The organism is Mesorhizobium sp. M0227 (assembly GCF_040321855.1).
Lineage (GTDB): Bacteria > Pseudomonadota > Alphaproteobacteria > Rhizobiales > Rhizobiaceae > Mesorhizobium.
The window spans coordinates 13,843-32,160 of record NZ_JAMYSJ010000035.1 but is presented as its reverse complement, the minus strand read 5'-3'; the positions used below and the strand labels follow the sequence as shown (position 1 = coordinate 32,160).

Annotated in this window: 17 protein-coding genes; 9 read left to right on the top strand and 8 right to left on the bottom strand. The window is 63.5% G+C overall.

The window, feature by feature from the left end; genetic code table 11:
* Window positions 1–118 precede the first annotated feature (118 nt).
* Genes NKJ00_RS29010 through NKJ00_RS29000 form a run of 3 tightly spaced genes read right to left on the bottom strand, consistent with a single transcriptional unit; the run spans window position 119 to window position 3,830 of the window.
* Window positions 119–1,348, bottom strand: coding sequence for a GNAT family N-acetyltransferase (locus tag NKJ00_RS29010; protein ID WP_128305557.1), 1,230 nt, complete (start codon window positions 1,346–1,348; stop codon window positions 119–121).
* Between the two features lie 8 nt (window positions 1,349–1,356).
* Window positions 1,357–2,664: an MATE family efflux transporter gene (locus NKJ00_RS29005; protein ID WP_352632184.1), complete on the bottom strand. Its 1,308-nt coding sequence runs from the start codon at window positions 2,662–2,664 to the stop codon at window positions 1,357–1,359.
* On the bottom strand, window positions 2,661–3,830 hold the full coding sequence (locus NKJ00_RS29000) for a glycosyltransferase (RefSeq protein ID WP_352632182.1): 1,170 nt from the start codon (window positions 3,828–3,830) through the stop codon (window positions 2,661–2,663). The genes NKJ00_RS29005 and NKJ00_RS29000 overlap by 4 nt, the downstream gene beginning before the upstream one ends.
* Window positions 3,831–4,185: 355 nt before the next feature.
* Between NKJ00_RS29000 and NKJ00_RS28995 the strand changes: the two genes are divergently transcribed.
* Complete coding sequence (locus NKJ00_RS28995) at window positions 4,186–5,355, top strand: DUF1972 domain-containing protein (protein ID WP_164893068.1); 1,170 nt, start codon at window positions 4,186–4,188, stop codon at window positions 5,353–5,355.
* Entirely contained in the window at window positions 5,352–6,614 is a 1,263-nt protein-coding gene (locus NKJ00_RS28990; protein ID WP_352632180.1) for a glycoside hydrolase family 5 protein, read from the top strand. The genes NKJ00_RS28995 and NKJ00_RS28990 overlap by 4 nt, the downstream gene beginning before the upstream one ends.
* On the opposite strand, the gene NKJ00_RS28985 is transcribed toward NKJ00_RS28990, so the two are convergent.
* Window positions 6,577–7,908 (bottom strand): VpsF family polysaccharide biosynthesis protein, encoded by a 1,332-nt coding sequence (locus NKJ00_RS28985; RefSeq protein ID WP_352632178.1) that lies wholly within the window; start codon window positions 7,906–7,908, stop codon window positions 6,577–6,579. The genes NKJ00_RS28990 and NKJ00_RS28985 overlap by 38 nt on opposite strands.
* A 1-nt stretch (window position 7,909) precedes the next feature.
* Window positions 7,910–10,012 carry a GumC family protein gene (locus NKJ00_RS28980; protein ID WP_352632176.1) on the bottom strand — a complete coding sequence of 701 codons (2,103 nt, stop codon included), beginning with the start codon at window positions 10,010–10,012 and terminating at the stop codon, window positions 7,910–7,912.
* A gap of 249 nt (window positions 10,013–10,261) precedes the next feature.
* Between NKJ00_RS28980 and NKJ00_RS28975 the strand changes: the two genes are divergently transcribed.
* The 4 genes from NKJ00_RS28975 to NKJ00_RS28960 all read left to right on the top strand — a co-directional run bounded on the left by NKJ00_RS28975 (window position 10,262) and on the right by NKJ00_RS28960 (window position 14,761).
* A complete protein-coding gene (locus NKJ00_RS28975) occupies window positions 10,262–11,773 on the top strand; it encodes a glucosamine inositolphosphorylceramide transferase family protein (protein WP_352611061.1) in 1,512 nt (503 codons plus the stop codon).
* Window positions 11,774–11,890: 117 nt separating this feature from the next.
* The gene (locus NKJ00_RS28970) at window positions 11,891–13,081 is read left to right on the top strand and encodes an FAD-dependent oxidoreductase (protein WP_352632174.1); all 1,191 of its coding nucleotides are present in this window, start codon (window positions 11,891–11,893) and stop codon (window positions 13,079–13,081) included.
* A 428-nt stretch (window positions 13,082–13,509) separates the two neighbouring features.
* Window positions 13,510–14,541, top strand: a complete 1,032-nt coding sequence (locus NKJ00_RS28965) for a hydroxyacid dehydrogenase (protein ID WP_128305549.1) — start codon at window positions 13,510–13,512, stop codon at window positions 14,539–14,541.
* A gap of 103 nt (window positions 14,542–14,644) precedes the next feature.
* The gene (locus NKJ00_RS28960; RefSeq protein ID WP_352632172.1) at window positions 14,645–14,761 is read left to right on the top strand and encodes a putative RiPP precursor; all 117 of its coding nucleotides are present in this window, start codon (window positions 14,645–14,647) and stop codon (window positions 14,759–14,761) included.
* 75 nt (window positions 14,762–14,836) lie between these two features.
* Here NKJ00_RS28960 and NKJ00_RS28955 read toward each other — a convergent pair whose 3' ends face one another.
* Together NKJ00_RS28955 and NKJ00_RS28950 are read right to left on the bottom strand one after the other, a co-directional pair.
* Entirely contained in the window at window positions 14,837–15,046 is a 210-nt protein-coding gene (locus tag NKJ00_RS28955; protein WP_023813302.1) for a hypothetical protein, read from the bottom strand.
* Window positions 15,043–15,258: a hypothetical protein gene (locus tag NKJ00_RS28950; RefSeq protein WP_023813301.1), complete on the bottom strand. Its 216-nt coding sequence runs from the start codon at window positions 15,256–15,258 to the stop codon at window positions 15,043–15,045. The genes NKJ00_RS28955 and NKJ00_RS28950 overlap by 4 nt, the downstream gene beginning before the upstream one ends.
* Window positions 15,259–15,700: 442 nt before the next feature.
* Here NKJ00_RS28950 and NKJ00_RS28945 point away from each other — a divergent pair, with 442 nt between their 5' ends.
* Window positions 15,701–16,426, top strand: a complete 726-nt coding sequence (locus NKJ00_RS28945; RefSeq protein WP_031213618.1) for a Crp/Fnr family transcriptional regulator — start codon at window positions 15,701–15,703, stop codon at window positions 16,424–16,426.
* Here NKJ00_RS28945 and NKJ00_RS28940 read toward each other — a convergent pair whose 3' ends face one another.
* Window positions 16,427–16,711, bottom strand: a complete 285-nt coding sequence (locus NKJ00_RS28940) for a hypothetical protein (RefSeq protein ID WP_128305546.1) — start codon at window positions 16,709–16,711, stop codon at window positions 16,427–16,429. It abuts the gene before it with no gap.
* Between the two features lie 230 nt (window positions 16,712–16,941).
* Here NKJ00_RS28940 and NKJ00_RS28935 point away from each other — a divergent pair, with 230 nt between their 5' ends.
* Together NKJ00_RS28935 and NKJ00_RS28930 are read left to right on the top strand one after the other, a co-directional pair.
* On the top strand, window positions 16,942–17,688 hold the full coding sequence (locus NKJ00_RS28935; protein ID WP_352632169.1) for a helix-turn-helix domain-containing protein: 747 nt from the start codon (window positions 16,942–16,944) through the stop codon (window positions 17,686–17,688).
* A gap of 163 nt (window positions 17,689–17,851) precedes the next feature.
* A complete protein-coding gene (locus tag NKJ00_RS28930) occupies window positions 17,852–18,157 on the top strand; it encodes a hypothetical protein (RefSeq protein WP_352632167.1) in 306 nt (101 codons plus the stop codon).
* Window positions 18,158–18,318 lie beyond the last annotated feature (161 nt).

The window sequence follows — 18,318 nt, the reverse complement described above, 5'->3', positions numbered from 1 at the left end:
AGCCGAGCCGTGAAGTGCGCGGTTGCATCAACGTTGGCGACAGTCGGGGAAAATGGCCCACCGGCAAATCCCCTATCGGAGTCGTTCCCACCGCGTAGCTTGCCACATGCTTCTCCCGTCATTCTGATCCCCCACGCAGGCGCCGCAAACCCCGCATCAGTCCCTGGAGCCTCTTCAGCAGCCGAGGTTTGGAGCGCACGAACACCTCGGCCCGGTTGCGGATCTCGATGGCTGCGCTCACGGCGCTGCCTCGCACCGTAATCCCGTGGCAAAGCTCGCGCAGGCCCGAGCCCAAGGCACCCATATGTTCCTTATAACTCTGGTTGCCTACCGACAGGTCGAAATAATTGAAATCGCGCCCGCGCGCCCAGCTCATCAACTTGCCCATGATCAGAAGTCCCGGCGAGACATTGGGCACCGCGCCCTGATCGATTGAGATCAGCAGAGCATGAACGGTGACTTGATGGATCAGCAGGTATTGGACTGCGATCAGAGCTTCACCCACACGCAACCCGAAGAGCCGCACCGACCCATCAGACAGGCCCTCGAGAGCGGCGTTTCGATAGAAGTCGACAACCGTCGCCTGCGTCAGCAGGTCGAAGCGGCCCAGTTCGCGAAAGCGGCTGAGCCGCATCCGGACGAGGCCGCCGAAGATGACCTCCACCAGGGCCGGTGTGTCGGCTTCGACCAGTTCCACGTCGCCAAGCCGTTCGAGGCGGCGCCAGTCCTTGTTGAAGGCCTTGACGAAGGATGGCCGGCATAGGCGCTTGAGGACGGTTTCCGGGTCGCCGTCGATGGCGAGACCGAAGCTGGTATGCAGGGAATCGCGCGTGGCCGCGAGCAAGGCCAGCGGATTGGCGACGCCGCTGATCGATTGCGGAATTCCCGTGATCTGGATGCGGTCCGCCGGCGGCAGCACGGAACGCACCGCGGCCCACGCGGCCTGCGCCGATTGCGTCGTCCACGGGCTGGCATCGGCCAGCAGCGGTGCCGAATAGTCGCAAACGCCACAGCTCAGCCATTCGATCACCCGATGGCGGAAGGCCGGTCGCCGTATCAGCGGCACCAGCATTCGCGGCGCACCCGTGACGGCATCGTTTACCTCCACGATGAGCAGTTCCGCACCTTGCGGCATCAGCCGCGCAACGATCCCCTCGGCCCAGGCATAATTCTGGTGGGCGGTGCACACACCGTCCGTCTGGAGGCGCAGCCAGAGCGGCCTCACCGCTTCCAGGCTGGTGTGGAGCCGCGCCGTGTAGGCATCGATGGCGACGACGGTGGCCGGATGGGAGGACTGGCCATCGGGCGAGCCGGCCACCGCAGCAATTTGCACCGCCTGGACTGCCATGTTTTTTCCTATCGCTTTGCCGTAGCGAACGGCAGCGTGCGCCGCCACGCGCCCAACCGGCTGTCGCGCGCCTCATCGGGATGCTCGATATTCCACATGCGGTGATGCGCGAAATACCACGATGCCACGAGCACGAACATCTCGGAGACCGCGGAACCCAACAACGCCCACGGCGGAGACGCGATTGCCAGCAGGGCCGCGATCAGCGCCAGGCCGACGACCGCGCCGCCCGTGGTGATGAACGCGACGATCCGAAAATCGCCGAGTATTTCAAGCACGATGCGGGGCATGATATAGAGCATGATAGGGACGAAATTCGCGATCACGAAAAGTCCGATGAACCAGGTCGAAGCGTCTTGGAGAGCCTGGGATTTTATCATCGGCAGGACGAACATGATCGCACATCCATAAGCAAGGCCGCCGAGCCCCATGACGAGCGCCCAGATCTTGGCCTGCGTCCAGACACGGCCTGTTTCGTTGTTCCGCATCAGCCTGGCGAGATCCGGCTGCGTCATGTTGACGAACGCAAGGCTGATGATGCGCAGCGGAGCAAACAGCACCAGAACCGCCGCCAGAGGTGCGTAGGCGGCAGGACCGGCAATGCCGGCGACCAGCAGCGCCAGACATTGACCCTGGATGTTGGTGGTGGTCGCGCTGAATGCCGACCAGCGCAGCTGGGGCCAGAGTCTGACATAGCGTCGCCGCGTCGGCATGCGGAAGCTGATGCGAAGCGAGCGCCGAGCCAGCCGGACCAGGACGAAAATGCCGAACACATTTGCCGCGGCTAGTGCATAGAACACGGTCTGCAGCGGGTCTTGGACCAACCATATCGACAGCCCGGTCAGGACACAGCCGGCGACTGTAAAAGCGCCATCGCTGACGGAGACGACAACTTGCTGGCGCCGTGCGAAGAAAGCCGTGCGCATATGGCTGCGCAACGACCAGGCACCGACGAAGCAGCCGGCGGCAATTCCGCTTGGATCGCCAAGAACATGCATCAGGACTGCCGTGCCGACGGCCATCAGCAAAGCCACGATCAGCGCCGCCGTTCCGAACGCCACGTCATAGGTGTCGACGCCGGCGCTGTTGGTGCTCTTGCTCATCCAGATGCTGGCGGGAACGGCGGTGAGCGACCTGATATAGGACAGGCCGACACCGCCCATCACCATGCCGATGGCGAAGAGGCCGTAGCCCTGCGCCGACAGCATGTGCAACAGCATGATGTTGAGGGCAAAATGAAAGCCGCTCTGCATCGCCTCGCCCCCGATCATCAGCACGAGGCGTCGAACCAGATGGCTCGGAAACGCTAACTTCACGGCCGCGTCTCCGCTTCGCGGGCGGCAGGCACCCTGCCCGGCCGCGCGATGGTCGTATTCAGCTTGTCGACGGCGATCGCGGTGATCGCCGCGGCCGCGACCGGCTCGCTGAAGATCGCCTCGTAGCGCGCGCGCCCGGCAGCGACAAACCCGCGCCAGGCCTCAGGGGCGAGGATGATCTCCTGCAATTTCGCGCCAAGGGCTGCTGCGTCGCCGGGCGGGACATGCCAGCCGGTCTCCCCGTCGCTGACCACTTCCACCAGCCCGCCGATCGCCGAAACAAGCGGCGGCCGGCCGTAAGCCATCGCCTCGATGGCGACGCGGCCCAGCGATTCCGGACGCCGCGACGGCACGGTGACGATATCGGCCCATCGATAATGCTCAGAGGGGTCGGGAATGAAAGGCAGGACTCTGACGCGCCCGGTAAGCCCCATGGTTTCGACCAGTTCGGCAAGCGCATGCTCGCGCTCGGTGCTTTCGAAGGCGCCGCCGACCAGCCGCACCTCGATCCTCGCCTGGAGTTCCGCCGGCATCGAGGCGATCGCCTCCAGCAGGATTTCCTGCCCCTTGATCCGGTTGATACGGCCAAGCAGCAGCACCCGCAATGGACGCTTGCCGTCATATGTCATCGGTTCGACCGCCGCCGGCCCGGCAACACCGTTGTAGACGACATACGCACGCGCCGCCTTGGGATCACCAAACGCGGCGCGTGTCGCGTGTGAATTGAAGATCAGATCCGCGTGGCTCCAGCGCATCAGGCCGACAAGTACCCTGCGCATGGCGCCTTCGGGGATTTCATGGATGTGCAGGACGGCCTTATGGGGAAGAAGGCGTGCGGCCAGCGCGTAGTCGGCCACGATCGAGGTGTTGACATAGACGAGGTCGCAATCCTTGAGGCGCCGCCACGCCCTGAACACGGCAACCGGCAATCGCGCCATCTCGACGGTCGCAAGGCGCGCAATGGCCTGGCGCCTCAGCACCCAGAGCGGTTCGAAGACGATCCGGCTGGCATGCGCTTCCAGAATCCGCACGATCGGCCCGCTACGCGGCAAAACCACTTCGATGTCGGCCGACGGAAACGCGGCGCGCAACGCGGCAACGCTCTCCGCGAAGCTGCGGTCAGAACCATAGAGTTCATAACCCTGATGAACGCAGGCAATCCGCATCTTTATATCCCGCCGGGTGCTACAACCATCGCGCTGAGCGATTGTGGCAAAAGCCCGTCCGCAAGAATCATGCCTGGTTCGATACGTCCGACTATCGGTTGATATGTCCGACTATCGGTTCGATACGCCCGACTGCCGGCCGTACGCCCCAGGCATTGCTTCGTTTCGATACAGCTACGCACAGAAGGGTTGACCGAGAATGAAACAACCATCGGCTTCAACACCGTTTTTTTACAACCCCGCGCGATGATCCCTTGCAAGATACTGAAATCGGGAGGTGGCACGGAAGTTGCCATCTGCTCATTATAAATTAAGCAATATCTAATATATGAGACATGTGAAAGTGCCGCCGGCCATGAAACCAGAAACGCCCGCCATTCTGATCCTGGGGACCCGCGGCATACCCGCGGCCCATGGCGGCTTTGAAACCTTTGCCGAAAAACTGGCGCTGTTTCTTGTCGGGCGCGGTTGGAAAGTTGGCGTCTATTGCCAAGATGAGGTCGAGCGGATCGACCAGAGGGTGCGCAGCGAAACCTGGCGCGGCATCGAGCTCATTCACATCCAGGTCGCCTCCAAGGGACCGCGCGCGACGCTGGAATTCGACTGGCAATGCGCCCGCAACGCCGCCCGGCAACCGGGTGTTTGCCTGGTGCTCGGCTACAATGGCGCGGTCTTCCTGACCTGGCTCAGGCTGAAACGACGCAAGATCTTCACCAACATGGACGGCATCGAGTGGCGCCGCCCAAAATGGGGAATGGCGGCGCGAACCTGGTTCTGGCTCAACGAATGGATCGGCGCATGGGCCTCGCATCGGCTGGTCGCCGATCATCCCGCCATCGCAGATCACCTGGCGACACGCCGGCCGCGCAGCGCCATCGCCACCATCGCCTATGGCGCCGATCCGGTGACATCAGCGCCCGAGGCGCCGGTCCGGGCGCTCGGCCTCGAGCCCGGGCGCTATCTGGTCTCGATCGCCCGCATCGAACCCGACAACAACATCCTGCCGATCGTCGAAGCTTTTTGCTCCGCCAAGCGCGACATGAAGCTGGTGGTGCTGGGAACGCTGTCCGACGACATCCCCTATCATGCCGCCATCCGCAAGGCGGCGAATGGCTCGGTGGTCCTGCCGGGCGCCATCTACGACCAGGCGACGGTCAAGGCGCTCAGATACCACGCCCGCGCCTATCTGCATGGCCACACGGTCGGCGGCACCAACCCCTCGCTGGTCGAGGCGCTGGCGGCCGGCAACATGGTGATCGCCCACGACAATCCCTACAACAGATGGACCGCCGGGGCTGCGGCGATCTACTTCACCGACAAGGACAGTTGCGCCAAGCGGATGCAGCAGGCGCTGGACGATGATGCCCTGGTCAAGGCCTGCGGCGTTGCCGCCAGGGCGCGCGCCCGCGAAGCCTTTCGCTGGGACGATGTCCTGCTTGCATATGAAAATGAGGCCTATCATTTGCTCGGCATGACCGCCGCCAAGACCACCGCGATGGATCACGCATCGCCAGGAACCGTATGACAGGCTGGTCGCGCCGGCGGGTGCTGCGGACGGCGCTGTCCACCGCGGCGGCTCTCGGCTCGCTCCCGATCGCACCAATCGCTCGCGCAGCCGCCGGGCCGCGATTTCGGCGCGGCGTCAACGCCTGGCCCTGGTTCTCGCTGACGCGCGAATTTCCCGCTCCGCGCACCGACTATGACTGGCCGCCCTTCCAGTCGCAACGGCCGGTGCCGACCCCGGACGACCTGCGTCGGCTGCGCAGGACCGGGCTCGATTTCATCCGTCTGCCTGTTGATCCCGGCCCTTTCCTGGCCGCCGACGCCACCACGCGCGGCCGGTTGCTGGACATGCTGGACGCGGCTGTCACGGCCACCCTCCACGCCGGTCTCGGCATCATCGTCAACATCCAGGCCAATGCCGCCACCCATTATTGGAACCCCGACCGCATGGTCTCCAGCACCGCGGCGCCCGCCTTCGATCTCTACCGCGGGCTGGTCGGCGAGCTTGCCGGCAGGCTGGCGCGGTTCCAGCCCGGCAGGGTGGCGCTCGAGCCGGTCAACGAGCCGGCGCAGGCCTGCGCGTCGAACGTCTGGTTGCAAATTCAGCTCGCGCTTCTGACGGCGGCAAGGGCATCGGCAGCGACCCTGCCGCTGGTCGTCACCGGAGGCTGCGGCTCGATGGTGAGCGGACTGACCGCGCTCGATCCGGCACCGCTGTCGCCCTTCGAACCGATCCTGTTCACCTTTCACTTCTATGAGCCCTATCTGTTCAGCCATCAGGGCGCGCCCTGGATGCGCGAGCCCGTCTACCGGTCGCTCAACAATGTGCCGTGGCCGGCATCCGCCGGCTCGCTGGAGCAGACGCTGGCATCGGTCAGGGCGCGCATGGCGCAGGACACCGAAACCCCTGAAGACGCCAAGCAGGCAGCCTATGCCGAGACCGAGCGTGTGCTGAAAGTCTATTTCGACGCCCGGCCCGACCGCTGGTTTGTCGACAAATATCTTCGCCAGGTTCGCGACTGGGCCGACGGCCACGGCCTTGCGCCGGAACGCATCATCATGGGCGAGTTCGGCGCGCTGCGCACCGACGCCCGCTATGTCGCCGCGCCCAACCCGGATCGCGGGCGCTACATCGCCGATGTCAGGCGGAGCGCCGAGGAACTCGGCTTCGCCTGGGCACTGTGGGATCTCTTCGACGGCATGGGCATGATGGACGATACCACCCGGGCGGTGGACCCTGATATCATCGCGGCGCTTGGCCTGACCATGCCGGTGGACTGACCGGTCTGAAAGCTGCCCGCGCCGGCCGGTAAAGCACCAATGCCAGCACCACGAACTTGGTCAGCAGCGTCGTCTTCGACGCGACGCTTTCCGAAGTGTTGATCAGGATGACCCAGCCCAGCATCGGCAGCCAGATGCCGGCATGGCAGCGGCGCGCCACCTCGAACAGGAACAGCACGAAGCCGAACGTCAGCAAAAGGGTGAAGAAGGCGCCCTGATAGAGGACCGTGCGGATGATCGGGTTCTCGATGCCCTGTTCGAGACCGTTGATGCGGCGCAGGCTGTCGATCAGCTCGACATCCGGCCCCACGATCAGATCGCGCAATTCCAGGTGCTTGAAAAGCTCGAACATCTCGACGCGGGCATTGGCGCTTCCGCTGTCCGACACGAAGCGCTCCAGCAGCGCGTCGAAAAAGCCCAGATATGCCGCCACTATGATGACGACCGGCAGCAGTGCGGCAAGCATGAAGCCGAGTGCCGCACCCAAGAGATTGACGCGGCCCTGGCGCAATTTGGTGGTGCCCTGAAAAAGCAGGTAGCAGCCGCCTAGCACCACCGTCGTCACCATCGCCGTGCGGCCGCCGAAGGCGACGAGTGCCGCGCATTGCAGGCCGATCAACCCTATCCGCACAGGCACCGACAGGGATCTGGCACCGGAGAGCAGCGCAAGCACATAGATCGACGTCACCATGGCATTGGCAAGCGGATGCCCCTGCAGCGCGCTCGAGCGCAGATCGGTGGTAAACGCCACGCCGTCCAGGCGATAGGGGAAGATAAGCGTCTTGGTGGCGAACTCGAAAAGGGCAAGCAGCGCATTCGCCGTCATGACCACGTGAACGACGGTCTGCAGCCCGGCGAAGGTCCGTTCGTCGTCCTCGCTGAGCATCAGGACCAGAAGTGCCGCGGCCACGAACGTATCGATCATGCCGGCCATGCCGGGCCGCTGCCTTGCGATGACGACGAACAGAAGCACGATCGATATGGCGGCCATCAGCGCGCTGGCCGGACGCCTATCGGCGACATGCACTAGATAGCCGACCGGATTGCCGAAGGTGCAGGAGCGCCAGGCAAGCAGCAGCACGATGAGATAGGTGGACGGGTGGATCTTGGTCGCCGGGTTGCCGAACAGGCCATCATAATTGTAGCCGACCAGCCACAGCATGCCGCCCGAGATGCTGAACAGCACCGCTACCGCCGCGATCAGTCCGAAGCGCGTCAGCGCATCGAGCGACGTGCCGGCGCGGGGTGCGGCAACACCATGGTTCGAAGCGCTTGCGCTCCAACTGGCCGCCATATCAGGCGGCCTCGTCGACCAGCAAGGCGGCCGTTGGCAACCGCCCCATCACGGAAACCGCCTGCGCGGTCGTCGTGACGTCGCGCATCGGGGTGGCGTTCAGCGTGGCGACGAGTACGATCTCGTCGGCCATGGCGACCAGCGGCGAGGCATTGAGATTGTCGGCCAGCGCGCCGCCGTCGATGACGACAAGCTCGAAGCTCCGGCTGGCCCGCGCCAGCATCTGCTGCGCAAAATAGATGCCATGCGCTTCCTGGAAGACCGCCTTTGAGCGGCCCCTGCCCAGCACGGCAACATTGCTGCCGGCGGCGTAATGGCTGACGGCCTCGAAGGCATACTCGCCGCGCAGCACATCGAGGATTCCCGGCTGCCGATCCTTCTGGTCGCCGCCGCCGGCATTGGCATCGATGAACAGCACACGGCTGCCCCTGGACGCCGCGGCATCGGCCAGCAGCCGCGCCACCCGGCTGCGCTGCGCGCCCTCGCCCGGCGACGATGTCACCAGGATGGAAGGCACCAGCGGCCAGTCCGCCGGACGCTGGCCCGAACTGAACATGCGCCTCAGTGCAAGGCCGACGACGGCGTCGGTCTTCTGGCTGGAGGCGACGGCGCGCGCCCCGCCGAAAGGCCACCAGCGCCGGCCAGTGCCCGACTTTGCCGGCACCACGCCCAGCACCGGCGCGTCGATGGCCGACTGCATCTGCGCGCTGGAAAGCACCGTCGGCGAGGAATATTCGGCGATCAACGCCAGACCGGTGCCGAGCCCAAGGCCGCCGAATATCGCGCCCAGCAACAGCAGCGGCAAAGGCGGCCAGCTCTTCTTCAAGGCGGGCATGGCGTTGGAGATGATGCGCGCATTGGTGCTGTCGACATTGATCTGCTCGCGCGTCTCCTGGGCGCGCTGGAGATAGTTCGAGTAGACGGAACGCAGCGCCTCGAGATCGCGCTGCAATTCGCGCAGCCGCACCGAGGCCTGGTCGGTGTCGAGCGACTTGCTCTTCATGCCGGCGACCTTGGCTTCCAGCGCCTGCTGGTTGGCCAGCGCCCGTTCGTAGTCCGTCTCGGTGGCGGTGGCGATGCGGCCGAGTTCGCGCGCGATCAGCTGGCGCGTGTCGCGCAGCTGCTGCTGGGCGGCGATCAGCGAAGGATGACGAGGCCCCAGCTCCGTGCCGAGCTGCGAGACCTGGTCGACCAGCGTCGCCTCTTGCGCCCGCAGGCTCGAGATCACCGCCGAGCGCATCGCCTCCGAGGTTGCGTCCGCCGTGCCGCTCTGGCGGCGCATCTGGTCGACCTGCGCCTTCAGCGCCGCGGTGCGGCTCTGCGCCGCCGCAAGCTGCGTGTTGATCTCGGTCAGTTCCTGGTCGCTGACCAGATTGCCTGCCGCCATCACCATGTTGTTGGCGGACTTGTAGGCCTCGACGGCATTCTCGGCCTGCTGGACACGCTTGCGCTGCTCGTCCAGCCGGGCGGTGATCGACTCGGAGGCGTCCCTGGCCATTTTCGCGCGCGCGCTCGCCTGGTCGACCAGGTAGGCCTGCGCGATGGCGTTGGCCAGGAGGGCGGCCTTGTCGGCGCTCTTGGCGGTGACGATGACGTCGAGGACCAGGACCTTGTCGGCCCGCTTCACCGCCAGGCGCCGGCGCAGCGCGTCGAGTGTCTGCACCGACCTGTCGCCTTCGGCCGATGCCGAACCGAGCAGGCGCGACAGCAAGCCCTGCCCGTTGAATTCCGGATCCTGCGTCAGGTTTGTCGCCGCGATCGCCCGCATCAGCACGCCTGTCGACTGGACCACGCTGACCTGGCTCTCGACCTGCGTGATGCCGCCATCGGGTGAGATACGGCTGGGATTGACGTCGTTGGTGACCACCTGCAGGTCCTGCGGATCGATGAGGATTTCCGCCGCCGAGCTGTAGAGCGCCGGCGTAAAAAGACCGTAGAGAAGGGCGACCAGCGTCAGCAGCGCGACAGTGCCGAAGATCCAGAACCGGCGGCGCACCAGGATGCGCTTCAGGTCGCCCAGTTCGACAGTCGAAGCTGCGTATGATCCCGCGCGTGCCGCATCCGGAGAGTGTTGCTGAGGAACCATGGGCAGGGATGATTGCATGGCTGCCTCCGACAATACTCCATATGCCGGCAAGATCAGTTTGCGGCGATAACCTAGCTATTCCTCCAACTGTTAAAACATTGTTAATTATGTTGAGAGGTGACGTGAATTTTGGCACGCGGTTTGCTTAAAAATATACATATCGAGGTGTTGGCTACGCAGCGAGCGGAGACGAATGCAGATGGGGTTACAATTTGACCGGACCGGCCTGGCCGGCAAGGCCGGGCACCGCCTTTTCGGACCTCCACCATGCAGATAAGTCTACGCCTGGACGGCGACTGCGTCCGCGCCTTTCATCTCACGCTGCTGGAGCGCCTTGCCGCGCTCGGCGACGTCGAACTGTCCGTCGATGTCAGGCCGGCGGGCGGCGGCATTCCGCGCAGCGCCGCGGCCCTGTTTCAACTCGAAACGGCGATACACGGACTGGCCCATGATGGACTGGCCCATGATGGACTAGCCAAGCGTGTGCCGCTTTCGGCGCTCGCGCCCTATCGGCGGTCCCCCGCTTCGCCCGACCTGGTCGTCGATCTCTGCGGCGATGTCAGGCTGGAAAGCACACGGGTCTGGCGCGTCACCTATGACGGCGCCAGCGGGGAAGCGGCCTTGCTGGCCCTGACCCTCGCCGGCCGCACGCCGCTTGCCCGCATCGAGGAGAACGGCGTTGCGATCGCCGCCGGGCGTCTGGGCACAGAATATGGCGGCATCGCGCTGGCGTCCTTCCAGGATATGCTGGCGCGCACAGCAAGCCTGATCGTCGCTGCCATGTCAGGCGCGGCAAAGTCGGTGCCCGATCTGCCAGAGCCGGCGCAGGCAGGCAGCCCGCCGCCAATGCCCTCGGCCGGCAAGCTTGGGGTCAGAGCCGGCAAGGCGCTGGCGCGGCGGATCGTCCAGAAGATCTATCACCTTTGCTACAACGCGCCGCATTGGAAGGTCGGCTGGCGGCAAACCGGGGGTTCCGATCTGTTCGACCTGCGTGCGCATCCGGCGTCGGGTTGGCAAGAGCTGCCGGACGATGGCAGCCGCTTCTACGCCGATCCGTTTCCCATCCTCTACCAGGGCCAGCTGACCCTGTTCGTCGAGGACTATATTCACCAGCTCGGCAAAGCCATCATCTCCGCCGTGCCCTTCGGCCCGGCAGGCCCGCTCGGAAGGCCTGAACCGGTGCTGGATCTGCCCTACCATCTCTCCTACCCCTTCGTCTTCGAGCGCGACGGCGAGGTCTGGATGGTGCCGGAAAGCTGCGCCAACGGCACCGTCGATCTCTACCGGGCCACCGCCTTTCCCGGCGGATGGGTCAAGGAGGCGACGCTTCTGTCCGGTGTCGTGGCCAGCGACGCCACGCTTGTCGAGCATGGCGGCGCCTGGTGGCTGTTCGCCACCGTCCGCGATGGCGGCGGCGCCTTCTCCGACACGCTGCATCTGTGGTCGGCGCCGGATTTTCGCGGCCCCTGGGCGCCGCATCCCAAAAATCCCGTGCTGATCGACATCGCCTCGGCGCGGCCGGCCGGCCGCATGGTCAGGCGCGGCAACGACCTGCTGCGCCCGGTCCAGGACTGCCGCAGGAGCTATGGCGCGGCGCTTGGCATCGCACGCATTTCTCACCTTGATTTGATCGGCATGGAGCAGGTCGTTGAAAACATCTTGCATCCAGGTGCGCTATGGAGTGGGCGTAAACTTCACACGCTCAACGAGGCTGGCGGCTTTGAGTTCATCGATGGCTCGGCGATCGCACCGCGCTGGAAGCAGCGGGCCCGCGATTAACCTAAACATTGGTTACTACCAGGCACGCGCTCCGGTTGCTTGCGGTTGATTCAGGTCCGGAAGATATTTTCTACCGGAGATTGTGAACGTGCAGTTGCCACCAGAAAGGGCAGCAGAATGAGTATCTCAGAGGCCTGCCCGGCCGAAGTCGATGTGGCGATCGTCGGTGCCGGAATGGCTGGGACCACCTTAGCCATGCTGTTGGGAAAAGCCGGGCGCAAGGTGGCGCTGATCGATCCGCACCGCGTCCACCACGAGGAGTTCCGGGCCGAGAAGATCGGCATGGATCAGATGCTGCTGTTCGAAAAGCTCGGCCTCGATGCGACACTCAAGCGTCTCGTCACCTCGACGACCGACACGCATGTCTTTCGCCTCGGCCAGTTTTTCGCGCATGAGAAGAAGGCTGAATTCACATTCTCCTACGGCGCGCTGATCAATGGCCTGCGCGATGCCTTGCCTGCGCAAGTGCCGCTGACGGTCGGCAAGGTAACCGAAGTCTCGACTGGACCGGACCGGCAGCGGCTTGTGCTGGCCGACGGCGCCGTCATCGATGCCCGCCTGCTGGTGGTGGCAACCGGCCACGGCGAGGCGGTGCGGCGCGCCGTCGGGGTCGAGCGTATCGAGCAATCGAAGGCGCATTCACTGTCCATGGGATTCGACCTCGCCATCTCGCCGCGTAATTTCGGTCATCAGTCCGTCACCTGCTACAGCAGGCGGGCTGCCGACCGTATCGCCTACATCAGCATCTTTCCCCTCGGCGACAAGATGCGGGCGAACATGTTCCTCTATCGCAATGTGGCCGAAGCGTGGACGCGGGCGTTTCGCCAGGAGCCGCAAAAGATGCTCTGCGAGCTGATGCCCGAAATAGCAGCGCGATGTGGCAACTTCGAAGTCGCAAGTCCTGTCGAGGTCAGGCAGATCAGCCTGAGCACCACGCAAGGCCATCGCCGCGACGGGGTCATCTTCATCGGCGATGCCTTCTGCACGACGTGTCCAACACCGGGCGTCGGCATCGGCCGCGTGATGACCGACGTCGATCAGCTCCATTCGGTTCACATTCCACGATGGCTCGAAACACCAGGCATGGCGGCTGACAAGATCAACGCTTTCTATGACGACCCGGTCAAGGTGGCTGCCGATGAGGATGGCATGCGGGTGAGTTACTATGCCAAGTCGATCACCGCCGGCACCGGACTGGAATGGCGCGCAAGGCGCCTGCGCAACAACACCGCGCGCCAGCTGATGATCATCGGCCGCAAGGTCCGGCATCTGGGGCAGCGGCGGGCGCCCGTGGCCAATATGCGATAGGGCGCGACCAGTCGCGCCCTATCGATTGCTGCTATTGATTGCCCTTGTCAGGCGAATGCATCAGGCGCCAATCAATCACTGAGGATCGGCGGAGGTGTCGATGGGGCAGTCTGGGCCGTGACGCCCGAAAGCCTGTCGCGCTTCTGCAATGTTGGTTTCTCGTATTTCTTCACTGTAAAGTGCCGTCCAAATTAGTACGGTGCCAGCAGAACCAATTCCCTGCCCCGTGTCAATTGTGTCATTACTGGTCCTTACGTCGTTTCCGCGCCATCGTAGTCAAACGATTCTTCACTGTTGCATTGCGGCACATATCGGCTCCGACAGGGCACCTCATCCCAGCGCCAATCGCGCTCTCCTTGCCTCCCCGCGCGATGTTGTAAATCGTTTCATCCAAGGTATTTTGGCCATCGGGAACAGAGGGAATAGTCATGTCCAACAGCGCCTTGCCGCTGGTTATCAGTGCGCCGGAACCACGCACGCTCGACCTGATCTTCACAGCCCGGCAGCTGGCGCGGCTCAAGGCGCATTATCGCATTGTCGAGACGACCGCTGACGGCGTCGCGAAACTGCCGGCCGACGTGCTGGCCGAGGCGCGCTATATCATCGGCCAGCCGCCCATATCGCCCGAAACGCTCGACCGGATGAAGGCGCTGCGCTGCGTCTTCAATGTCGAGACCAACCTCATCAACAACATGCCCTACGAGACCTTGTTCGCGCGCGGCATCCATGTCGTCACCACCGGCCTGGTGTTCGCCGAGCCGGTCGCGGAGCTTGGCCTTGCCATGGCGCTCAACCTCGCCCGCGACATCGTCGATGCCGATCTCGCTTTCCGCCAGGGACAGGAACTGTGGGGCGGCGACGGCAACCAGACGGCGCGGCTCTTGTCCGGCGCCGATGTCGGCATCATCGGTTTCGGCGATCTCGGCCGGGCGCTCAACCGGCTGCTGTCGGGTTTCCGCACCCGCACCAAAGTCTTCGATCCCTGGCTGCCGCCATCCATCCTCATCGACAATGGCGTCGAGCCGGCCTCTCTCGACGAGGTGCTGTCGACCAGCGACTTCATCTTCGTCGTTGCGTCGGTGACCAGCGAGAACCAGGGTTTTCTCGGTGCCGACGCCTTTGCCGGCATGCGCAAGGGCGCCGCCTTCATCCTGCTCAGCCGCGCCGGCGTGGTCGACTTCCCGGCGCTGATGGCGGCGGTGAAGAGCGGCCACATCGTCGCCGCCAGCGACGTTTTCCCCGAAGAACCGCTGGCGCGGGACCATCCGGTGCGCACCCTGCCCGGCTTCCTGCGCTCGGCTCACCGTGCCGGCGCGCTCGACATCGCCTTCAAGCGCATGGGCGATATGGTGCTGGAGGACATGGACCTGATCGACCGCGGCCTGCCGCCGCTGCGCTCCAAGCGCGCCGAGCGCGAGACGGTTTCGCGCATGCGTTCCAAGCCGGCCGACAGGAATTGAAGCGTGGATTTTCGTCCCGGTCGGCCGACCCTCGACAAGGTCGGCTTGACAAGAGCGCGGCCGGCGACGACGCTCCCGCAATCGAATTTTGCGGAGGGAAGCCATGAACATGAAGAAGATCTATGAAAAACCGATTCTGCTCAAACGGCAGAAACTCTCTGCCGTGACGGCGCAGCAAGCCGCTTCAGGAGTGACAGGTCCGACAGGGCCGACAGGCTGACGCCTCGCGGCGTCCAATAAAGGCAGCATTGGACGCGCCTGCGGGTCGGCGGCGAAACGACAGTCGCTCGCAACTTCAGTGTTCATGGCTGCTCTTCGCTCTGCGGGCAACCGCTTCCATAAAAGAGCGCGCGGCAGCGTCACAAGCCGTTCTGGACGGTCCGTTCGCGGACAGCACGACCTCCGCGGCCTTCCGCGACATGCCGTATTTCCGGGCGAAGATCGCAGCGTCGTAAGGTTCGTTTTTGGCTGCCGGTGTCGCGGACGTGATCCTGGCCTTGGTCATTGGCGGGTCCGCCTGAAACTTTCGAGCAACTCGCCTTCATTGCGGCAGCCATTCTGAAACAGCGAAAACACTGTGGCTGCCAGCCGCTGTACGTCCGACTCCCCCGACACGCGGTCAAGTTTGCGCTCCAGGCAGACCCGATCGAAGACGCGCTGGCACAGCTGCAGATCGGAAGGATGGAAACCGGGATTGCGCTTATGAAGGCTCGGCATAAGAAGCCCCTTTCGGAGCAGCGACCACTTCCTTGACGCTGTCGGTCAAAAAATGAAATCGGACTGAGCAAGAGTCAATATCGGCCTCATCACAGTAAGATCGTACAATTCTCCCGCCGGTCTGCCGAACGGTTCTCAGGCCCAGCGCGACATGGCGCTTTGTCATTAGCCGGCGGATTTTATTGGCCCTCACCGTGATCCGACGCTCTCAAGATATATGTCGGTTTTGTACCAAGTGGCGCTTGGTACGTTTCCGACACTAACATTCAGGCCGATCTTTTCATATGCGAACGGGCGTTGGGGGGCGCCGTGCTTCGAATTTCACATCGCATTCATAGCTTTATTCGTTCTGCGCCCCTATACATAGGCGATCGTCCGCACGTTTTTACGGGCACGGACGGCTGGGAGATTGGATGGCTCTTGCCCTGCATTGGGCCACGCCATGTCTGATCCCAACAAAAATCATCAATACCGAAACCAACTGCTGCGACGCATGCCTGCGGATGATCTGGCGTTGCTCGAGCCGCACATGCAGCGCTGCGACTTGCCGCTACGCATGATGCTTGTGACCCCGAATATTCCGATCGAGGCCGTCTACTTCATCGAACAGGGCATCGGTTCGGTGGTCGCCAGCACGGCGAGCGGCCAAGAGGCCGAAGTGGGCTTCATCGGCTTCGAAGGCATGACGGGATACTCCCTGGTGATGGGCGACGACCGTGCGCCGCATGCCTGTTATGTACAACTCGAAGGCGAGGCGATCCGCATCGAAGCCGGCGCATTCAAGGCAGCATTGGCGGCAAGTGCGACCATGCGCATGTTCCTGCTGCGCTTCATCAACGCGCTACAAACCCAGGCCGGCTGCACCGCGCTCGTCAACGCGCGGCTGAAGCTCGAGGAGCGGCTGGCGCGATGGCTGCTCATGTGCGACGACCGCGTGCCGGGCGAACATCTCGCCATCACGCACGAATTCCTGGCCATCATGCTTGGTGTCAGGCGGCCAGGCGTCACCGTTGCCCTTCAATTGCTCGAAGGCCGCGCGCTGATCCGCTCGCGTCGGGGCGAGATCGTCATTCGTGACCGCGCCGGGCTGCTGGAACTTGCCAATGGCAGTTACGGCGAAGCCGAGGCCGAATATGCAAGGCTGATCGGCGAGATCGGCGCGCCCTGATCAGGAGCGGTCGCCGCCGGCATCCGGCTTGCCCGATGTCGCTTTGCCGGGCAGCGCCGCACCGCCTTCAAATGCGCCTCGGCCAATCGGCCCATCCCTGCCGACCGGCAAGCCGGCATGCTCCAGACTTGCAAGCTTGCACTTCGTCTGCTCGGCCGCCGCTCCGACAAGGCAGTCGATGGTGAACATGGCACCGGCGTGCTCGCTTGCCGCGACCGCCTGGCGGATCTTCGTCAATTGCGCTTGTGTGTAGTCCAGAAGCTCGACCAGGCCGGTATGATCCAAACCGCCCTCCATTGCAGGATGTCGAGAGGCCGATCTGAGGTCGCTCTTGCCACCGAAATACGCCCATTTGCGGGGCTTGCATAGCCGGACTGTCAAAATCGTACAGTCTACGCGCCCACGGGATCCTCGCCCTATTGGACAAAGGTCCATCTTCGCACCCTCGCTACGTCATGCAAGTGTATATAAGCTATCGCTTGAATACTGGTCCGTACGTCTGTCGGGGAGATGTCGTGCCAATCCGCGAGAATCTCGCCGCCAATCTCAGGCGGCTGGTCCAACGCTACGCTTCCGTCAGCGCGGTGTGCCGTGAGCTTGGCATCAACCGCACCCAGTTCGAGCGCTATCTGCAAGGCAAGGCGGTTCCCAACAAAGCCACCGCCAGGCTGATCTGCGACTATTTCAAGATCGACGAGGATGAGTTGTATCGTGAGCCGGCCGCCGCGGCAGCCAAGGGCGACAGCAATGCAACGTTGCGCGAGGCACTGTACGAGAACATGGTGCGGCCGCCGTCGCCCGCCATCGCCGGAGGCACCTATTTCACCTATTTTTCGATCCCCGGCCGACCCGATTTTTTGATGCGCTCGGTCACCTTCGTGCGGCGTGAGACCGATCTCGTCACCTTCAGGCGGGTGACGCGCTGGGCTCCGGGCGGTGGCCAGGGTGGTTCGAGAATACCCGGCAACCATTACGGCGTGGCGATCTCGCGCCTGAACTGGATCTATTTCACAGGCATCAACCGCCGCCAGACAAGCGAGCCCTCGATCATGACCGTACAGTGGGCTCCCATCTCCGAACCGGTTCTGGTCGGCAGGGCGATCGTCCTCACCGGATCGGGGCCGGCCTTTGTGTCGGTCATCATGCGGCAGGACGTCACCAGGATCAGCATGAGGCGAGCGATGCTGATGGCCCATATCGTCAGTCTCGACGACCCCAGCGTCGATCGGCTGGTGGTCAGTCTTGCACGAGAGACCCGCTAAACTCGCTTTCTACGGGAAAAATCGGGAAAGTTTCAAGTTTTTCGACTATATTTTTCTTCGTTTCGGGATTTTTGCGCAAAAAAAGCCGGAACTTTCACCCAAACCTGTCGTTTTCCAACTGATCGTTGCTTCGACGATCCCAAAGCAACAGGAGGAGTACACCATGAACATCAAGATGATCTGTTTCGGCGCGATGACGCTCTCGATGGTTGCCGGCTCCGCGCTTGCCGCAAGCGATACCGGCACGTCGGCTCTCGACGATCCGGCCAAGATGCAGCCCTTCTACACGGACTCCAGCAGGAAGACGATGGTCGGCGAGGACGACTTCGTGAAGGCCTGGAAGGCCCTTACGCCGGACGACCAGACCGCGATGATGAAGGCCTGCGAGGACGAGGCGAAGGACGCCACTGCGGCCAACAGCCATCCGGAATTCTGCAGCAGCGTGAAAGCGAACGGCGGCAGCAAGTAGCAATCCAGCGAACCGATGAGAAACAGCCCCTTCGCGGGGCTGTTTTGCGTCTGCCGCAGGGCGCGCGGCCAAGCCCGCCACGCAACGATCAAGCCCGGCCGGCGCGCCGGCCCATTTCCATTCCTGCTATGTTGCACTGCGACAAAATTGTTTTATGTTGC